General features: G+C 60.2%; 15 protein-coding genes and 3 pseudogenes. 10 read left to right on the top strand and 8 right to left on the bottom strand.

Translation table 11 applies throughout. The annotated features are described in order from the left end of the window. On the bottom strand, positions 1 to 213 hold a 213-nt coding region (locus GNZ12_RS03080; protein ID WP_172308947.1), incomplete at its 3' end, for a transposase. A 281-nt stretch (positions 214 to 494) separates the two neighbouring features. Here GNZ12_RS03080 and GNZ12_RS03075 point away from each other — a divergent pair. Further along, entirely contained in the window at positions 495 to 731 is a 237-nt protein-coding gene (locus GNZ12_RS03075; RefSeq protein WP_172308946.1) for a hypothetical protein, read from the top strand. Positions 732 to 1,475: 744 nt separating this feature from the next. On the opposite strand, the gene GNZ12_RS03070 is transcribed toward GNZ12_RS03075, so the two are convergent. Then, positions 1,476 to 2,291, bottom strand: coding sequence for an IS5 family transposase (locus GNZ12_RS03070; protein ID WP_172308945.1), 816 nt, complete (start codon positions 2,289 to 2,291; stop codon positions 1,476 to 1,478). A gap of 54 nt (positions 2,292 to 2,345) precedes the next feature. Between GNZ12_RS03070 and GNZ12_RS03065 the strand changes: the two are divergent. Beyond that, positions 2,346 to 2,693, top strand: a pseudogene (locus GNZ12_RS03065) (transporter); the annotation flags it as partial. Between the two features lie 18 nt (positions 2,694 to 2,711). Here GNZ12_RS03065 and GNZ12_RS03060 read toward each other — a convergent pair. The 5 genes and pseudogenes from GNZ12_RS03060 to GNZ12_RS03040 form a co-directional block, all read right to left on the bottom strand. Next, a pseudogene (locus GNZ12_RS03060) lies at positions 2,712 to 3,049 on the bottom strand (DDE-type integrase/transposase/recombinase); the annotation flags it as partial. 805 nt (positions 3,050 to 3,854) lie between these two features. Next, positions 3,855 to 4,256 (bottom strand): hypothetical protein, encoded by a 402-nt coding sequence (locus GNZ12_RS03055; protein ID WP_235993557.1) that lies wholly within the window; start codon positions 4,254 to 4,256, stop codon positions 3,855 to 3,857. Next, positions 4,237 to 4,473: a hypothetical protein gene (locus tag GNZ12_RS03050; RefSeq protein ID WP_235993556.1), complete on the bottom strand. Its 237-nt coding sequence runs from the start codon at positions 4,471 to 4,473 to the stop codon at positions 4,237 to 4,239. The genes GNZ12_RS03055 and GNZ12_RS03050 overlap by 20 nt, the downstream gene beginning before the upstream one ends. A gap of 37 nt (positions 4,474 to 4,510) precedes the next feature. Beyond that, a complete protein-coding gene (locus GNZ12_RS03045) occupies positions 4,511 to 4,984 on the bottom strand; it encodes a hypothetical protein (protein WP_172308943.1) in 474 nt (157 codons plus the stop codon). A gap of 13 nt (positions 4,985 to 4,997) precedes the next feature. Beyond that, entirely contained in the window at positions 4,998 to 5,534 is a 537-nt protein-coding gene (locus tag GNZ12_RS03040) for a tautomerase family protein (protein WP_172308942.1), read from the bottom strand. Positions 5,535 to 5,639: 105 nt separating this feature from the next. Here GNZ12_RS03040 and GNZ12_RS03035 point away from each other — a divergent pair, with 105 nt between their 5' ends. From GNZ12_RS03035 to GNZ12_RS03005, 7 genes are all read left to right on the top strand, one after another. Next, positions 5,640 to 6,677: a GlxA family transcriptional regulator gene (locus GNZ12_RS03035; protein ID WP_172308941.1), complete on the top strand. Its 1,038-nt coding sequence runs from the start codon at positions 5,640 to 5,642 to the stop codon at positions 6,675 to 6,677. Positions 6,678 to 6,893: 216 nt separating this feature from the next. Then, a complete protein-coding gene (locus tag GNZ12_RS03030; RefSeq protein WP_172308940.1) occupies positions 6,894 to 7,376 on the top strand; it encodes a MarR family winged helix-turn-helix transcriptional regulator in 483 nt (160 codons plus the stop codon). Positions 7,377 to 7,451: 75 nt separating this feature from the next. After that, a complete protein-coding gene (locus GNZ12_RS03025; protein WP_172308939.1) occupies positions 7,452 to 8,444 on the top strand; it encodes a carbon-nitrogen hydrolase family protein in 993 nt (330 codons plus the stop codon). A 52-nt stretch (positions 8,445 to 8,496) separates the two neighbouring features. Then, positions 8,497 to 9,534 carry an alpha/beta fold hydrolase gene (locus tag GNZ12_RS03020; protein WP_235993559.1) on the top strand — a complete coding sequence of 346 codons (1,038 nt, stop codon included), beginning with the start codon at positions 8,497 to 8,499 and terminating at the stop codon, positions 9,532 to 9,534. Positions 9,535 to 9,640: 106 nt separating this feature from the next. Beyond that, on the top strand, positions 9,641 to 10,573 hold the full coding sequence (locus GNZ12_RS03015) for an NmrA family NAD(P)-binding protein (RefSeq protein WP_172308938.1): 933 nt from the start codon (positions 9,641 to 9,643) through the stop codon (positions 10,571 to 10,573). A 22-nt stretch (positions 10,574 to 10,595) separates the two neighbouring features. Beyond that, positions 10,596 to 11,948, top strand: coding sequence for an epoxide hydrolase (locus tag GNZ12_RS03010; protein ID WP_172308937.1), 1,353 nt, complete (start codon positions 10,596 to 10,598; stop codon positions 11,946 to 11,948). A 336-nt stretch (positions 11,949 to 12,284) separates the two neighbouring features. Continuing rightward, positions 12,285 to 12,917 carry a LysE family translocator gene (locus tag GNZ12_RS03005; RefSeq protein ID WP_172308936.1) on the top strand — a complete coding sequence of 211 codons (633 nt, stop codon included), beginning with the start codon at positions 12,285 to 12,287 and terminating at the stop codon, positions 12,915 to 12,917. Positions 12,918 to 12,952: 35 nt separating this feature from the next. Here GNZ12_RS03005 and GNZ12_RS03000 read toward each other — a convergent pair whose 3' ends face one another. Continuing rightward, entirely contained in the window at positions 12,953 to 14,278 is a 1,326-nt protein-coding gene (locus GNZ12_RS03000) for an IS110 family RNA-guided transposase (protein ID WP_172308935.1), read from the bottom strand. Positions 14,279 to 14,625: 347 nt separating this feature from the next. Here GNZ12_RS03000 and GNZ12_RS02995 point away from each other — a divergent pair. Then, positions 14,626 to 15,137 (top strand): annotated as a pseudogene (locus GNZ12_RS02995) (IS110 family transposase); the annotation flags it as partial.

Here is a 15,137-nt window from a genome sequence, read left to right as displayed (position 1 = left end):
ACGACGCAGCCTGGTCAGCTCCTGCCGCTCGGCCGTGGTCAGCCCGTCATGACGCACGCCCGCATCGCGACCCGCCTGCGCGACCCAGTTGTAGATGGTCTGCGCGGTCGGCTCGAACTCCTTTTCCAGCTCCTCCGGCGTGCGTCCAGCCTTCACCAGCTCAACCATTTGCGCCCGGAATTCCGCCGGGTACGGGGTACGATGTTTGCCCATTTCGGCACCTCCTCTTCAAAAGAATAGGCGTCCGTTTTTGCGGGTCAACTTCAAACGCAGTTGCCGCTCGACAGGAAAATGCTGCGCAATTGCGCCCGACAAGCGTATCAAGCTTCAGCCGGCGCGATCAAGTTCATGTCAGGGGGCAATCGTACGTCGAAATTCTCATATACCTACTTTCGCCATACAACCACAATGATGGAGGAATCGTTGGGATTACCGCGTCCGGACAGATCATTCACATTCCACCCGACCGTCCAGTTCAAAGCGATCAATCTGTCATGGAATTTATGCGAACAGTGCACAACACCTTCCCCGCCACCGGAAAAGTGCCGTATCTCACACCGTGCGACGTGATCAATTCGCGGATCGCCAACATTGAGCGGCTAAGGGCGGAACTTGCCGCGAGCGGCATCGACAGCAAGTTGCTGGACAGTGAGTTGCAAGCGCTGGAGTCGATCGCCGAGCGCGAGCACTGCCAGTCCGTTCGTGTACCGGCCAATCCGGCTCAGGGATAGTAGTCAACGCACGCCTGGTGTCGGCAATCTGATCTGGCTACCAGGCGTCTTCTCGAAGAATGGCTGATGTGGCATTAGCCCAGAAGCGAAAACTGACCTTCACCGCCTTTATCCGGCGACGGCTCTTTGCGCGGCGCAGGTGGGTAGGGCCCGGCATGCATGGCCTGGGACGGATACGAGCGTGCCTCGTCTGTTCGTCCACAAGAATACCACTCGACGTATTACGTCGAGGGCACGATGACGAGAGAACGCTTCCCGGAACCTGGCATGAGGAACCGCTTCATCAATGGATTTTCGTCGGCATTCACAGGGAGCATTGTCATCGACACAGACAGGGCTGCCGTCCGGTTCCTGTCACTCCTTCCCTAACTGAAGAAGATCATCGACCGCCCATGGCGGCAACTCACCCATGCGATCAACTGAATACGCAGCGATGCGAGCGATGGTGTCGCACAAATGGTCAAGCCCTATATGGGCATCACCCTGTTGCCAAGCAGAGCTTGCGTTCCGGCGGTTGGGTCGATTGCATCCTCCTTCTACATGACCCATAGATGGGGTACGCCCCCTCGTTGACCTTCGGGCACAGTGTCCGTACAGGCACCGCAACAGCGCAGTCACCCGTTCGTCGCTCGGTGGCTGCGAACTTACACATAAACGTCGTCAGCGTAGCGCACGAAGCAATGGCCCCGGCCCTTCCATATCAACGTCACGTTTGTCGAGCCGCTCCGATGCATACTCTTGAGCCTAGAGGGTGTTAGGAACTTGGACAGTCGGCGCAACATGTACAAGCATGAGCATGGCGAAGACAACGAAGTGGAGGCCTGCTAACGTTTCAGGTAGGCGCTCGTAGTCTCGCGCCAGTCGCCGGAACCGGTTGAGCCAGCCGAAACTACGTTCGACAACCCATCGGCGCGGCAGCAGCACGAAGCCCTTCTTCGCCTCTGGCAGTTTGATGATCTGCAGTTCGATGCCTTCGTCATGCGCAGCCTGTCGAGCTGTGTCACCGGTATAGCCCTGGTCAGCGAATGCAAGCTTTACCGTCTGACCGGTTGCCTGCTGAACCTGACGCGCAAGCTCGGCTACCTGTGCGCGCTCCTGCTCGTTGGCCGGCGTGATGTGCACCGCCAGCAGCAGACCTAACGTGTCGACAGCCATATGGACTTTGCTGCCTCGCTTGCGCTTGTGACCGTCGTAACCCGCGCGCGGTCCGCTCTCGCAGGTGGACTGCAGGGTGCGCCCATCCAGGATCACCGCACTGGGCTGACCCTGACGCTCCTGCGCGACCCGAATTACGGATCGCAGATCACTGACCATTGCCTCGAAGCAGCCCGCGTTCAACCAGCGTTGCGTTTGCTGGTAGACCAACTCCCATGGCGGAAAATTGGTCGGCAGCATACGCCACGACGCACCCGCCCGCGCCATCCAGCGCAACGCATTGAACATCTCGCGCAGTTCATACCGCCGCTGTGGCGCATCTTCATTCATCAACGTTAGATAGGGAGCCGCAAAGCTCCACTCTTCATCTGTGACATCTGTGGGGTATGGCTTGCGTTCTGTCATTCCGCCAGGGTACCAGGTCTGGCGAAAAGTGCCTAACACCCTCTAGGCGATGGACTTGAATTCAGTAGCGCTATGTTTTTTGATTTCGCATCGAAAAACAATCGTACGAATTACTCCACCGGCTTGGTTGGAGACATAGATTTCGCGGTAACAGAGAGAATGGGACACTGGCAGGCGGGGCTTGCGGGCTACTATGCAAAGCAGTGGCAGGAAGATATCCAGAATGGAATGCCCGTCGCGCCAAATGGAAAAAAACTATTCGCTCTCGCTCTGGGCCCGGTTGTGGCGTACGACATTCCAAAATGGCACGCTTCGGTGAAGCTTAAGGTGACGTTGCCTGTAGCTCAAGGAAACGGGTTGAACACTACGCGAGTAATTCTGATTTTTAATAAAGCGTTGTAGATATAAATGTATGAGGACGATTATTTGCTCGGTTTGCGATTCATTAGTTTGCTGGGCGCCGTTGTCTTTCATCTGCCCCTTGCGATCATGCGCGCCACCTCAATGCCACCAGGCAGGATGCGGGCGCACCGAAAATTTTTGAACCCGAGCATGGGCCGGGTACGCCGCTTGATCGCGCTGTGGTCCTGGTCGATGATGTTGTTCAGGCACTTCGTCTGGCGGATCCTGATTGGCGTTTCGCGCTCGGCGTTGATGGCTTCCAGTGCAGCCAGATTGGCACCGCTTTTGTCGATCGTCACCGTTTCGGGTTCGCCATTCTGGGCGATCGACTTTTCGAAATACCGCTGCGCCGCAGCCACTTTTACCGTCAAAGACGGTAAAAGTCTGAGTAGTGAACGGGAGAGTCTTAATTCGGCCTCGATTCTTACCGTCAGTTCTACCGTCAACCTGTTTTGCTGGCCGGCGATAGCCACCGATAGATGCAGCGACGTATTTTCTTGAAAATCAACACGTTATGGCAGTTTTTCGATAGCTGGGGATAGTCCCCGAAGGACGTCAATTCACTCCCACTCGATCGTCAATCGGCGTCCGGGCCCTTGTGGAGGCGACCTCTCCGCCCGGTCGGGTAGCGACGATACCGTCAGCCATACCGAAAAATCCGGTCGGCAGTTATCAGCTTTGGCTGGACTGCATCGGAAAAGCAACGTGCGCTTTCCTTCAAACATCACGAACACCGGGCATCCGAATACGACTTCTGCAGGGATACCGTCATCGATACCGTCAGCCACCTTCCAACGCGATCCTGGCAAAGCTTGAAGAAGCCATGGTCCTGACTGCGGTCGCGGCTCCGATCAGAAAGCACATAACGCGTGCTGCAACAGTGTTGAGCGAAACGCAGTAGCCGCTCGACAGGAAGATGCTGCGCAACCACGCCCGACAAGTAATCTTCAGCCGGCGCAATCAAGTCCATGTCAGGGTCGATCGTGCATCGACATTCTCAAATGCCCTTTTCTGCCATACGACCATCGCGAAGCACCGCATCGACGAGCTCGCGCGATTCGCGCAGCGGATCAGGACATGCTAGCGTGCGTCTAGCTGCCCGTGTTGCCTGCCTCTCCAGGAAAACCGGCGGCGCAGCAGCCCAGTACGCTCTAGCGCTTTCTACTGGGGAGACGGGGGATTCAAAAGCTTACTCAACGGCTTCAGTGGACCGATTGGGAGCAGCGAGAATGTCATTAAGTGCGCTTTCCCCAAGGGAAGTGACTCAAGCATTTCATGCGCTTGACTTACGTCCGTAACGTTCAGGATGAACGCCACCCCAGCCCGGTCTTGCAGTGAATACCACTGGTCAATCTTGCCCTCGAGGTAGAGTTGCGCCGTATCGCGAACTTCGGTCGGAAGAATGCGTTGGACAAGTTGCATGTCGGTGCCCGGTGGAAAGGTGCCAATCGCCAATATCTTCGTGGTTGGCGTGGTTGGCATCGGAGTGGTTTGCGCCATGGAAACTCCAGCAGAAGCGACCAGCACAGAGGCTGTTGTCAAATTAAGAAGAAGGCGTTTCATCCAACGTCCAGTACCGACATGTCGGCGGAGATTCCGGCCAGTTGGGCAAGATCGCCGGTGGCAGCAAGCCCATGCGTGTGAAAGTGGTCGGGGCGCCCAGTTGCTGTGGTGTGAGCGGCTGATCCTCTGGCCCAAGGACCGTGAGTGCGATCTTCAGCCGCTCGGTTAGGCCGGTCGCGCGATAGTGTTCGCGTACGCCATCAAGTGCATCAGTCATTGCAAAATCCTCACTGCTTCGATCGATAGATCGTTCGTTACGGCAACTCTTCAATACAAGGAGGCTGGCACGAAGCCACACCCCATGCCGTATCCAGCGCTGCGGCTTCTGGTCCCGTCAGATAGCAATCGCGGAAGCGCTCATCGACGCGTTCCCACATCCGTTTCGAAAACAGCAGCGCTGCGTTGAGCGGGCGATGATTGATGACCACGGAATCCGTCTCGCCCTGTTCGTTCAGATGCGCGACGACCACCGTTTCGATCGGCACGCCCTGGATCTGCGACCGATAGGATTCCATGTACAAACCGTCGCCGATCTCGCCCTTGTAGCTGTGATGCTGGAATTCGTAGAGCGAAATCGCGTGTTTGATCACGGAGAGAATATCGGCTCGTCCCTCGATCGGACGCTTCAGGACGGTGGCTTCGAGCGTCGCGCTTTCGGCGAGCCTCGCCAGCCAGAGCGGCGGACCGCCTGCGGGCGCCAGCACGGGGGCTGTGTCATTGAATTTCATGCTGGGGCTCCAGTTACGGTTTGCTCGTCATGCCTGCGCTAGCGGCATCGAGCGCTGCTTCGAGCGTGATGGCCGCCTTTTCGAGGCGGCGTCGCGCGAGGCGTCCAACGCCCGCGCCGCGCTCAGACTCGCCCGCCAGGAGCGCATGAATATCGGGCAGCATCCAGATCGCGCCGCGTGTCCCCCAGGCGCCATCCGGAATCTCGGTCGGGAAGACCCAGACGCGCGGCGCGACGTCATCGAACGGCCGGTTCTCCGCGCGCGCCACTGCTTCCGTGACGTTTCTGACGAGCGAGCGACGCGATTCGTCGGTGTATTGCCCTTCGGGTGCGGACGGAATGATCCGGTAGCGTATCGTGTTCGTGCGTTCGCCGCCGATGTAGATCGCAGCAGGCCGATGAAGATGGAACACGGTGACTCGCTGTGCGATCGGATTGGCGGGATCGTACCCTTCCGCCTTGATGAGGATGTCGGTCAGTTCCTTGACGAGGCGCGCTTCGGCCTCGGGCGTCAAGGCGTCTTCGGGCCACAGTGCATCGATCATTGGCATGGTGCTGCTCCTGCTTTCAGGTCATTGAATGTGGCCATGATCGGGGTTTACTCGTGCGGCCGGAAGTGGCAGCATCGCCATTATTCAGGGAATTTCAGACACGCAATGGCCATCGTCCGCATCTGGGTCTATGACGGAATCCTCGCGTCCGGCGTCGCGGGCCCTGTTGACGTCTTCAGCGCGGCCAATCAGTTCCATGCGCGTAAGGCTGCACCGGGCACGACATCCGCGCCAATGTTTGCATGGCGCGTGGAATCTCTCGACGGGCAACCCGTCACGGCTGCGTCGGGCCAGACCATTCACGTCGACGGTAAGATCGACCCGCGCAAACGGGCGGACGCCGTTCTGCTGACGGCACCGTTTTTCTCGAACATCGACGAGTTCATCGGGCGCCGCGAGCAGTTGAACGCGCTGTCTTCCGCACTGCGGCGTCAACGTAAGGCGGGTGCCGTGCTGGCGGCTTATTGCACGGCCAACTACCTGCTCGCCGAGGCGGGCCTGCTGGATGGCCGCGCCGCAACAACGCACTGGGCGAGAGCCGCGGACTTCGCGCGCCGCTATCCGCGTGTCGAAGTTCGCGCACAGGAACTGCTGATCGCGCAAGACGGCATCATCTCGGGCGGTTCCGTGACGTCGTATCTGAATCTCGCGGTGCGCCTCGTCGAAACGTTCGCCGGCGAAGAACTTGCCACGTTGACCGCGAAGGCGCTGTTGATCGACATGAACCGGACTTCGCAGGCTTCCTTTGCAACGCTTCTCGACGAACATGGGCATACCGACACGCTCGTCGCGCGCGCCCAGCAGCAGATGGAGGCTACGTTGCAGCAGGGATTCCGGTTGAGCGATCTCGCGGCGTCGCTTGCTGTCAGCGAACGCACGCTCAATCGCCGTTTCAAGGAAGCCGTCGGGCTCGCACCGTTGGCGTATCTGCAGAATCTGCGCATCGAGGTCGCGAAAAGGTTGCTGGAAACGCGACCAATTGGGCTTGAGGCGGTGAGTCAGCGGGTCGGTTATGGCGATATCAGCACATTTCGGCAATTGTTCAAGCGCAAGACCGGGTTGTCGCCGAGTGAATATCAAATGCGGTTCTCGCGTGCCGCGGCGGAGAATATAGAAACCGAGTCAGGCCGCAACGGCGGCTGAGGCCTCGCGAGATCATCACGCCGCAGCCCTCGTCATTTCCCTCCCTCTTTCCCCGCACTGCCTTTTTGTATCTCAACGTATCTACAACAGATAGGGATACGCGCGCTTACACACAAGCGACTCTCGGACACAAGCGGGATACGTTCATCCGCTCAAATACGCCCATCGCGAGCAAAACACCGCGCCGCAAAAACTGGGCTTACCGAGGTAGTGCATATGCAACACGAGTCGAACGGAACCGTTGAACTGGACCGCATCGCGGATGAACCGCTGAGCAGCCAGATCGCGCGCAATTGTCTGCTGACGCGCGCCCGGCAGATCTCTCGCGTCTTGACCTCCGTCTATGACGATGCGTTGCGTCCGTTCGGCATCGTGGCGCCGCAGTTCTCATTGCTCGTGCTGATCGCGGAGTTCGGGCCTATTAGCCGCTCAGATCTGGGCCGACGGAATCATCACGAGCGCTCGACGCTGACAAGGAATCTGCAGCCGCTGATCGCGCAGGGCTGGGTCGCCGAGGGCGTCCCGGCAAGCGATGGTCGAAGCCGCCCTCTCTCGGTCACGCGCGAAGGCAAGGCGCTGCTCAAAACCGCCGCGAGCGCGTGGTCGGCTGCACAGAGCCACGCGACGCGCCTCCTCGGCGAAGGCTGCGCCCATGAACTCATGAATATCGCGCGCAAATTGCCGCTGCGCATGGTCTGAAATTTTTCGGTCGATGTTGCATATGCAAGATTGACCAACGCCTGGTACCCCTCCCCCCTCGTCAAGGAGTTTGTCATGAAAGTCGTCAAAGCCGCCGCCGTCCAGTTCAGCCCGGTGCTCTATAGCCGTGAAGCAACCGTCGCCAAGGTCGTGCAGAAGATCCACGAACTGGGCCAGAAGGGCGTGCAGTTCGCCACCTTCCCCGAAACGGTCGTGCCTTATTACCCTTACTTTGCGGCCGTCCAGACGGGCATCGAGCTTCTGTCGGGCACCGAACATCTGCGCCTGCTCGAACAGGCTGTGACTGTGCCGTCCGCTGCTACCGACGCGATCGGCGAAGCCGCGCGAAAGGCCGGCATGGTCGTGTCCATTGGCGTCAATGAGCGCGATGGCGGCACGCTGTACAACACACAATTGCTCTTCGATGCTGACGGTACGCTGATCCAGCGCCGCCGCAAGATCACGCCGACGCATTTCGAACGCATGATCTGGGGCCAGGGAGATGGCTCGGGCCTGCGTGCAGTCGACAGCGCAGTCGGCCGCATCGGCCAGCTCGCATGCTTCGAGCACAACAACCCGCTCGCCCGCTACGCGATGATCGCCGACGGCGAGCAGATCCACTCGGCGATGTACCCGGGCTCGGCCTTTGGTGAGGGCTTCGCCCAGCGGATGGAAATCAATATCCGCCAGCATGCGCTCGAGTCCGGCGCTTTCGTCGTCAATGCAACGGCGTGGTTGGACGCGGACCAGCAGGCGCAAATCATGAAAGATACCGGTTGTGGAATCGGTCCGATCTCGGGCGGCTGCTTCACCACGATCGTCGCTCCTGACGGCATGCTGATGGCCGAGCCGCTTCGCTCGGGTGAAGGCGAAGTGATCGTCGATCTCGACTTCACGCAAATCGACCGTCGGAAACTGCTGATGGACTCGTCCGGCCACTACAACCGCCCCGAATTGCTGAGTCTGATGATCGACCGTACGCCGACCGCGCATGTTCACGAACGCGCTTCGCACCCGATGATCGTCAACGACCAGGGTTCCGACGATCTGCGCACCCAGGCTGCATGACCTGCGAACTTCGAATTGCCCCTCTATCCAAGGAGAATTTGCTTTGAAAGCAATGATCAGGACCGGCTGCGCGAGTATCGTCGTTGCGGCGCTGATGGCGGCCGCTTCCCCAGGCTACACGCAGACGTCCGCAACAGATACGCCAGCTGCAACGCATTCGCGCAAGCAGGCGGCCGCAAGGACCGACATCTCGGACGGGACGCTGGTGAAGTCGCTGCCCGGATTCAGAAATGGCTATGCAACCGTCAACGGCGTACGGCTGCATTATGTGGTCGGCGGCAAGGGCGAGCCGCTCGTGTTGCTGCCCGGTTGGCCCGAAACGTGGTGGACCTTCCACAAGATCATGCCGGCGCTCGCCGAGCACTACACCGTGATCGTGGTGGATCTGCGCGGCATGGGCGCGTCGTCGAAACCCGTTGACGGCTATGACAAGAAAACGATGGCCGCTGATATCCATGAACTGACGCAATCGCTTGGATACGACAAGGTTGCGATTGCGGGACACGACATCGGCTCGGCTGTGGCGTTCGCCTACGCGGAGAACTATCCGGAAGCCACCGACAAGCTGGTGATGATGGAGTTTCCGCATCCCGACGATAGCCTGCAGACTTTTCCGCTTCTACCCGCCCAAGGCGCATACGGTGACAGGCTGGGTTCGGCGCGCCCGAACCTGTGGTGGTTCGCGTTCAATCAGGTCAGAGGTTTGCCGGAGAAGCTGCTGGCAGGCCGCGTCCGGCTTGAACAGGACTGGCTCTTCCACTACTTTCTTGTGAATGAGAAAGCAGTCGACACGCGCGACCGCGCCGTATACGAGCACGCCTATAACAGCGCCGCCGCGATCCGCGCGGGCAACGCGTGGTATCAGGCGTTCCCTCAGGACGTCAGCGACAACAAGGATTATGGCCAACTGCAAATGCCCGTTCTCGTTATGGGCGGTCCCGCATACAAGTGGATGAAAATGGTCGTCGGAGAAAAGGCGGTCAATATGAGCGCCGTCGACGTAGAAAACAGTGGGCACTTTATCCAGGAGGAGCAGCCCGAGTTGGTTACGAAGACAATGCTCGGCTTTCTGCAAGGCGCACGCGAATGATGACCCGATCGTCGCGTTGATCAACGTATACACGCGCATGTTTTCATATACAAGTGTGTATATGCATACATAAATGAAATGAAGTTTTTCCTTGAAAGGATGTGATATGACAACGAAACCTGCCCATGATCGGCCCATTCTCGTGACGGGTGCCGGAGGCGCAATTGGCGGCATTGGCCGCAACGTGACAACGTCATTGCTCGCGAAGGGCTATAAAGTGCGGGCGCTGGTCCGCAAGGAAGACGAACGCGCGGACGACTTGCGCCGCCTTGGCGCCGAAGTCATGGTCGGCGATCTGACCGATCTCGCCTCGATGCACCGTGCGATCGAAGGCTGTTCGCGTATCTATTTCGGCATGTCCGTCTCTGCAGACTATCTCGAAGCAACCGCCAATTTTGCTGCGGTAGCACATCATCATGGCGTCGAAGCCATCGTGAACATGTCGCAGATGACGGTCACGGAAATGAGCATCACGGAGACCACCGACAGTCCCCAGCACAAGCTGCACTGGCTCGCCGAGCGGGTCTTGCAGTGGTCGGGGCTGCCCGTCGTCACGGTACGGCCGACGGCGTTTCTCGAGAGCTTCTTCCTGACGCTTGGCGCGGCCGGCGTGCGCGACAACGACGAACTCGCACTGCCGCTCGGCAATAGCAAGACTTCGCCCATTTCAGCCGTTGACGTCGCAAATGCCGTCTCAGTGATTCTCGAAGACCCGGCCCCGCACATCGGCAGGATCTATAACCTGACGGGCCTCGAATCAACCGATCTCGAGCAGGCCGCGCGCGTCTTTTCGGACGCGCTCGGCCGGCCCATCCGCTACCGGAGTGTGCCTGTCGCGCCGTGGTCGGACAAATTGCGCGAACTCGGCATTCCCGCTCACGTCGTCGATCATCTCGCCGTGATGGCCGACCTGCACGCTCAGGGACGATACGACCGCATGACGAACGACCTGTTCGAACTCACGGGCCGCAAACCCATGAGCATGTACGACTTCGTGAGACTGCACATCGCAGACTTCACGCGCAACGCAACACGCTGATCCAAGGCAGGAGACCGATCCCATGTCAAAAGACACGCCCCAATCCTCATCGCGCCGGCACTTTGTCGGTATGGCCGCTGCGGCGCTCGCGGCAGGCTCGCTGAGCCGGCTCGCCTTCGCGGAAACGAGCCCGGCAATCGGCAAGATCACCGAACCCGCGAACGGCGACAAGACGGCGATCCGGCCGTTCCGCGTTCACGTCGCCGACTCGCAGCTCGTCGACATGCGGCGCCGCATCAAGGCCACGCGCTGGCCGGATCGCGAGACGGTGCCCGACGAATCACAGGGCATTCAGCTCGCCACCATTCAGGGACTCGCGCAATATTGGGCAACCGGCTACGACTGGCGCAAATGCGAAGCGCGGCTGAATTCGTATCCGCAGTTCATCACTGAGATTGACGGACTCGATATCCATTTCATCCACGTGCGGTCGAAGCACGAAAACGCGATGCCGTTGATCGTGACCCACGGCTGGCCCGGCTCGGTCATCGAACAGTTCAAGATCATCGACCCGCTCGTCAATCCGACTGCGTACGGCGCGCCGGCTTCGGATGCCTTTCATCTCGTGATCCCATCACTGCCCGGTTACGGCTTTTCGGCGAGACCTGCCACAACGGGCTGGGGACCGGAGCGCACCGCGCGCGCGTGGGTCACATTGATGAAACGCCTCGGCTATGAGCGCTTTGCTTCGCAGGGCGGCGATCTCGGCGGGATTGTCACGAACATCATGGCCAAACAGGCGCCGCCCGAACTGATCGGCATTCATGTGAACTTCCCTGCCTGCGTTCCGGCGGAGATTCTGAAGTCGCTGGCCGCGGGCGACGCGATGCCTGCCGGCTTATCGGACGAGGAAAAGCACGCGTACGAGCAGTTGAGTGCCAACTTCAAAAAGAAGCGCGGCTACGCTTTCGAAATGGGCACGCGCCCGCAGACGCTGTACGGACTCGCCGACTCGCCCGTCGCGCTAGCTTCCTGGCTACTCGACCACGGCGACGGCTACGGCCAGCCCGCGGCGGCGTTGAGCGCAGCCGTGCTCGGTCATCCCGTCAACGGTCATTCAGCAGGCGCGCTGACGCGAGACGACATACTCGACGACATCACGCTCTACTGGCTGACCAACACCGGCATCTCGGCGGCGCGCTTCTATTGGGAGTCGCACGCGAATTTCTTCCTCGCGGCCGACGTCAACGTGCCTGCCGCTGTGAGCGCTTTTCCGGGAGAAAACTACCAGGCGCCGAAGACCTGGACCGAAAAGGCCTATCACAACCTGATTTACTTCAACAAACCCGAAACGGGCGGGCACTTCGCGGCATGGGAAGAACCGATGATCTTCGCGAACGAAGTGCGCACGGGATTAAGGCCCTTGCGCGCCTAAAGTGCGAAGCGCTCCGACGCGCATGCGTCGGAGCGCTCCTCGATGTAATCGTGCTAGTCGGGTCCATGCGATGTTGTTCGCATTGATCTGCCGTTTGGTTCGGCCCCGGGTCCGCTTGCGAAACACGGGTTTTCGACGAAACAGGTCGGACTGAGGCATTCATGAAGGCAGCCCGGGCGTTTGACTTGCTTCGGCCACGCGGCGCCATCCGCCCGCCTCGTTCGACGAACACTGGCGCGCATGTCTGATATTCCTCTAAAGATGGCAATATTGCCACTCCCGCTCGTTTCGGCAAAGCCCGATAATTAGGCGACTTTCCATTTCCGGAACCAAAACATGACTGGAAACGCCTATTTCTCGACAAACCTGCTGCTTGCCTATGCAGCGTATTTCGTTGGCACTGCGAGTCCCGGGCCGAGCAACCTTGCAATTATGTCCATCGCGGCCAGTCACGGCCGGAAAGCGGCGTTTATGTTCGCACTCGGTGTCATCTCGGGGTCAATATTTTGGGCGACGGTGGCAGCGCTAGGCGTTTCAGCTGCCCTGATCGCCTATTCGCAATTCATCATTGCAGTCAAGATTTTTGGTGGTCTATATCTCCTGTGGCTAGCCTTCAAGTCCGGACGCAATGCGCTTGCGACAGCGGTTGAATCCGTACTGAACGTGGAACGAACACCGACATTGACGAGCGTCTACTCGCGCGGAGTGATGCTCCATCTCACTAATCCAAAAGCTATCCTCGTGTGGGTTTCAATTGTTGCTCTATCGTCGAACAGCACGGGATCAGCCCATAGTGCTGTAATTGCAGGTTGTGCGGCCATCGGATGTCTGGTGTTCGGCGGTTATGCAGTATTGTTTTCAACGGACTCGGCTCGCAGGTTGTACGTGCGGACCCGTCGTGCCCTGGAAGGATGCCTGGCCGTAGTATTCGGGATTGCCGGCATCAGACTTCTCGCGTCGCGTGTCTAGATGCTCTCAAGAAACCTAGCGGAAAAGATCAGTTTTCAGGGAGTCGGCGCGTTTGGCTGGAGCTGGAATCCGAGGGCGGAAGCACGTCGCCTGAGGGCTGCGATGCTGCGCTGGCGCTGCTGTTCCTCATAGCGCTGCTGCCCCTGGTCGACGAAGGCTTCGCCGCGCGTGAGCATGAAGTACACCATGCGGGCAAGCTTGTGGGCCACCGCGGTATTGGCGCGCGGCTTGTCCATGCGGGCGCACAGCCGGCGGTAGAACGCGCCGAGCGCCGAGTCGCTGCGCGCCAGGCTCATGGCCGCCAGCTTCAGTGCCTGCCGGGCGCGGTTGGCGGAGGGTCGGGTGCCGGAAGACAGCGTCTTGCCCCCACTGATCTTCGTGGCGGGGCACAGGCGCAGCCAGGAACAGAAGTGCTTGACGCTGGCGAAGCGGCTCAGGTCCGGGCCGATCTCGGAGAGGATCGTCATCACGGTTGCCACGGACAGGCCGTTGATGCGCGTCAGGTCCACGCCCGCCCAGCGCGCGAGCGCGGTACGCGCGTCGAACCGGGGAGTGTTCTTCTGGCGCTTCTTGTCCGGTCCGGTCAGCTCGACGTCGTGCCGCCCCAGCGGGACCAGCAGCGCCTCGGTCTTTGCATCGCACTCGAGGATGCGCTCGGCGAGGCTGTCGAACATCGCAAGCGCCTGCGCGAGCACAAACAGGTGCTCCTCGCGCCAGTTGCCGGTCAGCGCCCTGATGACGTCTTCGGTACTGGCCTTGACGAGAGGGTGGCGGAAACGCGCGAGTACCTTCGGGTCGCGTTCGCCGGCAACGATGGCGCGGATGATCGCCTGCCCGGTCGCGCCCATCACGTCAGTGAGTACCTCGGTGAGCTGGAGGTTCATCTGCACCAGCGCCTTCTGCATGCGCTGTATCCAGCTGCCCTGTTCGGTGAGCAGCAGCTCACGCTGCCGCACTATCGCGCGCACCACGCAGACTTCGCCGGCAGGCCGCCAGGCCGCGCGCAGCAGTCCGAGACTCATGAGCTTCTGCAGCCACAGACAGTCCTGCACGTCGCTCTTGCGGCCGGGGACATACTTCATCTGGCGCGCATCGACGAGCCAGACTGTGAGCCCGCGCTGCTCGAGTACCTCGTACACTGGTATCCAGTAGACTCCGGTGGATTCCAGCGCCACGGTGTCGACGCCGCACGCGAGCAGCCAGTCGGCCATCGCGTGCAGGTCAGCAGTCATCGTGCTGAATTCGCGCACCGGCTGGTCGTCAGCCGTCCGGGGGACTGCCACCCAGTGGCTGGACGCGCCCACGTCAATCGCGGCGGCGTTTGGATACACCTCATCGTCTTCCCGCCTGCGCATGGCCATGGCGTGCTCCCGGCTGGTTGGTTGAGGGCAGCACCAGGGGGGAAGCGTCTGAATCGACTCGATCTCTCAAACGGGATGCAGCTCGCGCCGCTCACCAGTGTCACCGACGATTCCCGGACCATGCTATGTGCCGGGCTCGTCACACGGCGTCCGGTGACGTCGCGTGCGGGCACCAGTGATCTTCCGGTCATCGGGGCGCTGCCGCCTCTGTTATAGCGCATCGTCGTTTCTTCCGGAACACCGGGGACGATTGGGGGCCCTGGGAAGCTATGTGGGAGGGCAGTGACAGTAAGCCCGACTGGAGTAAAACGGGAGTTGCACACTCGTTTCTCCGAAGGAGCACGCAAATGGATACGCCTGACACAGCCCTCCGTGGGCAGAATACGACGGCAGGTGGCCGCCTGTACATGGCTTTTGAACTGGGCGAGAAGAACTGGAAGCTCTCACTGGGTGATGGCCAGCGCGCACCCAGCCGCTGTACAGTCGCAGCGGGTGATACCACGGCGGTTCTCACCGCCGTCGCGAACGCGAGAGCGCGTTGCCATCTCGGCGCCGATGCACCGGTCTACAGCTGTTATGAGGCTGGCCGTGACGGCTTCTGGCTGCACCGCTGGCTGACCGAACACGGCATCGTCAATCTCGTGGTGGATTCCGCCAGTATCGAGGTGAACCGCCGTGCCCGTCGCGCCAAGACGGACCGGCTTGACAGCGACAAGCTGCTCTCCATGCTGATGCGCTACCAATCCGGCGAGCGACGCGTGTGGGCGGTGGCCCGCATCCCCACGCCTGAGCAGGAAGACGACCGGCGCCTGCACCGCGAGCTCGAACGCCTGCGGCATGAGCGCACCGCGCACACCAA

The organism is Paraburkholderia solitsugae, from assembly GCF_013177695.1.
Classification (GTDB): domain Bacteria; phylum Pseudomonadota; class Gammaproteobacteria; order Burkholderiales; family Burkholderiaceae; genus Paraburkholderia; species Paraburkholderia solitsugae.
Note: the sequence above shows the minus strand (reverse complement) of the source record. Positions and strands in the feature narration are given on the sequence as shown.

What these genes read in the sequence shown, in the direction of transcription:
- GNZ12_RS03075 (WP_172308946.1), top strand. Translation starts at nt 495, where the DNA reads ATGGAATTTATGCGAACAGTGCACAACACCTTCCCCGCCACCGGAAAA.
- GNZ12_RS03070 (WP_172308945.1), bottom strand. Translation starts at nt 2,291, where the DNA reads ATGACAGAACGCAAGCCATACCCCACAGATGTCACAGATGAAGAGTGG.
- GNZ12_RS03055 (WP_235993557.1), bottom strand. Translation starts at nt 4,256, where the DNA reads ATGAAACGCCTTCTTCTTAATTTGACAACAGCCTCTGTGCTGGTCGCT.
- GNZ12_RS03050 (WP_235993556.1), bottom strand. Translation starts at nt 4,473, where the DNA reads ATGACTGATGCACTTGATGGCGTACGCGAACACTATCGCGCGACCGGC.
- GNZ12_RS03045 (WP_172308943.1), bottom strand. Translation starts at nt 4,984, where the DNA reads ATGAAATTCAATGACACAGCCCCCGTGCTGGCGCCCGCAGGCGGTCCG.
- GNZ12_RS03040 (WP_172308942.1), bottom strand. Translation starts at nt 5,534, where the DNA reads ATGCCAATGATCGATGCACTGTGGCCCGAAGACGCCTTGACGCCCGAG.
- GNZ12_RS03035 (WP_172308941.1), top strand. Translation starts at nt 5,640, where the DNA reads ATGGCCATCGTCCGCATCTGGGTCTATGACGGAATCCTCGCGTCCGGC.
- GNZ12_RS03030 (WP_172308940.1), top strand. Translation starts at nt 6,894, where the DNA reads ATGCAACACGAGTCGAACGGAACCGTTGAACTGGACCGCATCGCGGAT.
- GNZ12_RS03025 (WP_172308939.1), top strand. Translation starts at nt 7,452, where the DNA reads ATGAAAGTCGTCAAAGCCGCCGCCGTCCAGTTCAGCCCGGTGCTCTAT.
- GNZ12_RS03020 (WP_235993559.1), top strand. Translation starts at nt 8,497, where the DNA reads ATGATCAGGACCGGCTGCGCGAGTATCGTCGTTGCGGCGCTGATGGCG.
- GNZ12_RS03015 (WP_172308938.1), top strand. Translation starts at nt 9,641, where the DNA reads ATGACAACGAAACCTGCCCATGATCGGCCCATTCTCGTGACGGGTGCC.
- GNZ12_RS03010 (WP_172308937.1), top strand. Translation starts at nt 10,596, where the DNA reads ATGTCAAAAGACACGCCCCAATCCTCATCGCGCCGGCACTTTGTCGGT.
- GNZ12_RS03005 (WP_172308936.1), top strand. Translation starts at nt 12,285, where the DNA reads ATGACTGGAAACGCCTATTTCTCGACAAACCTGCTGCTTGCCTATGCA.
- GNZ12_RS03000 (WP_172308935.1), bottom strand. Translation starts at nt 14,278, where the DNA reads ATGGCCATGCGCAGGCGGGAAGACGATGAGGTGTATCCAAACGCCGCC.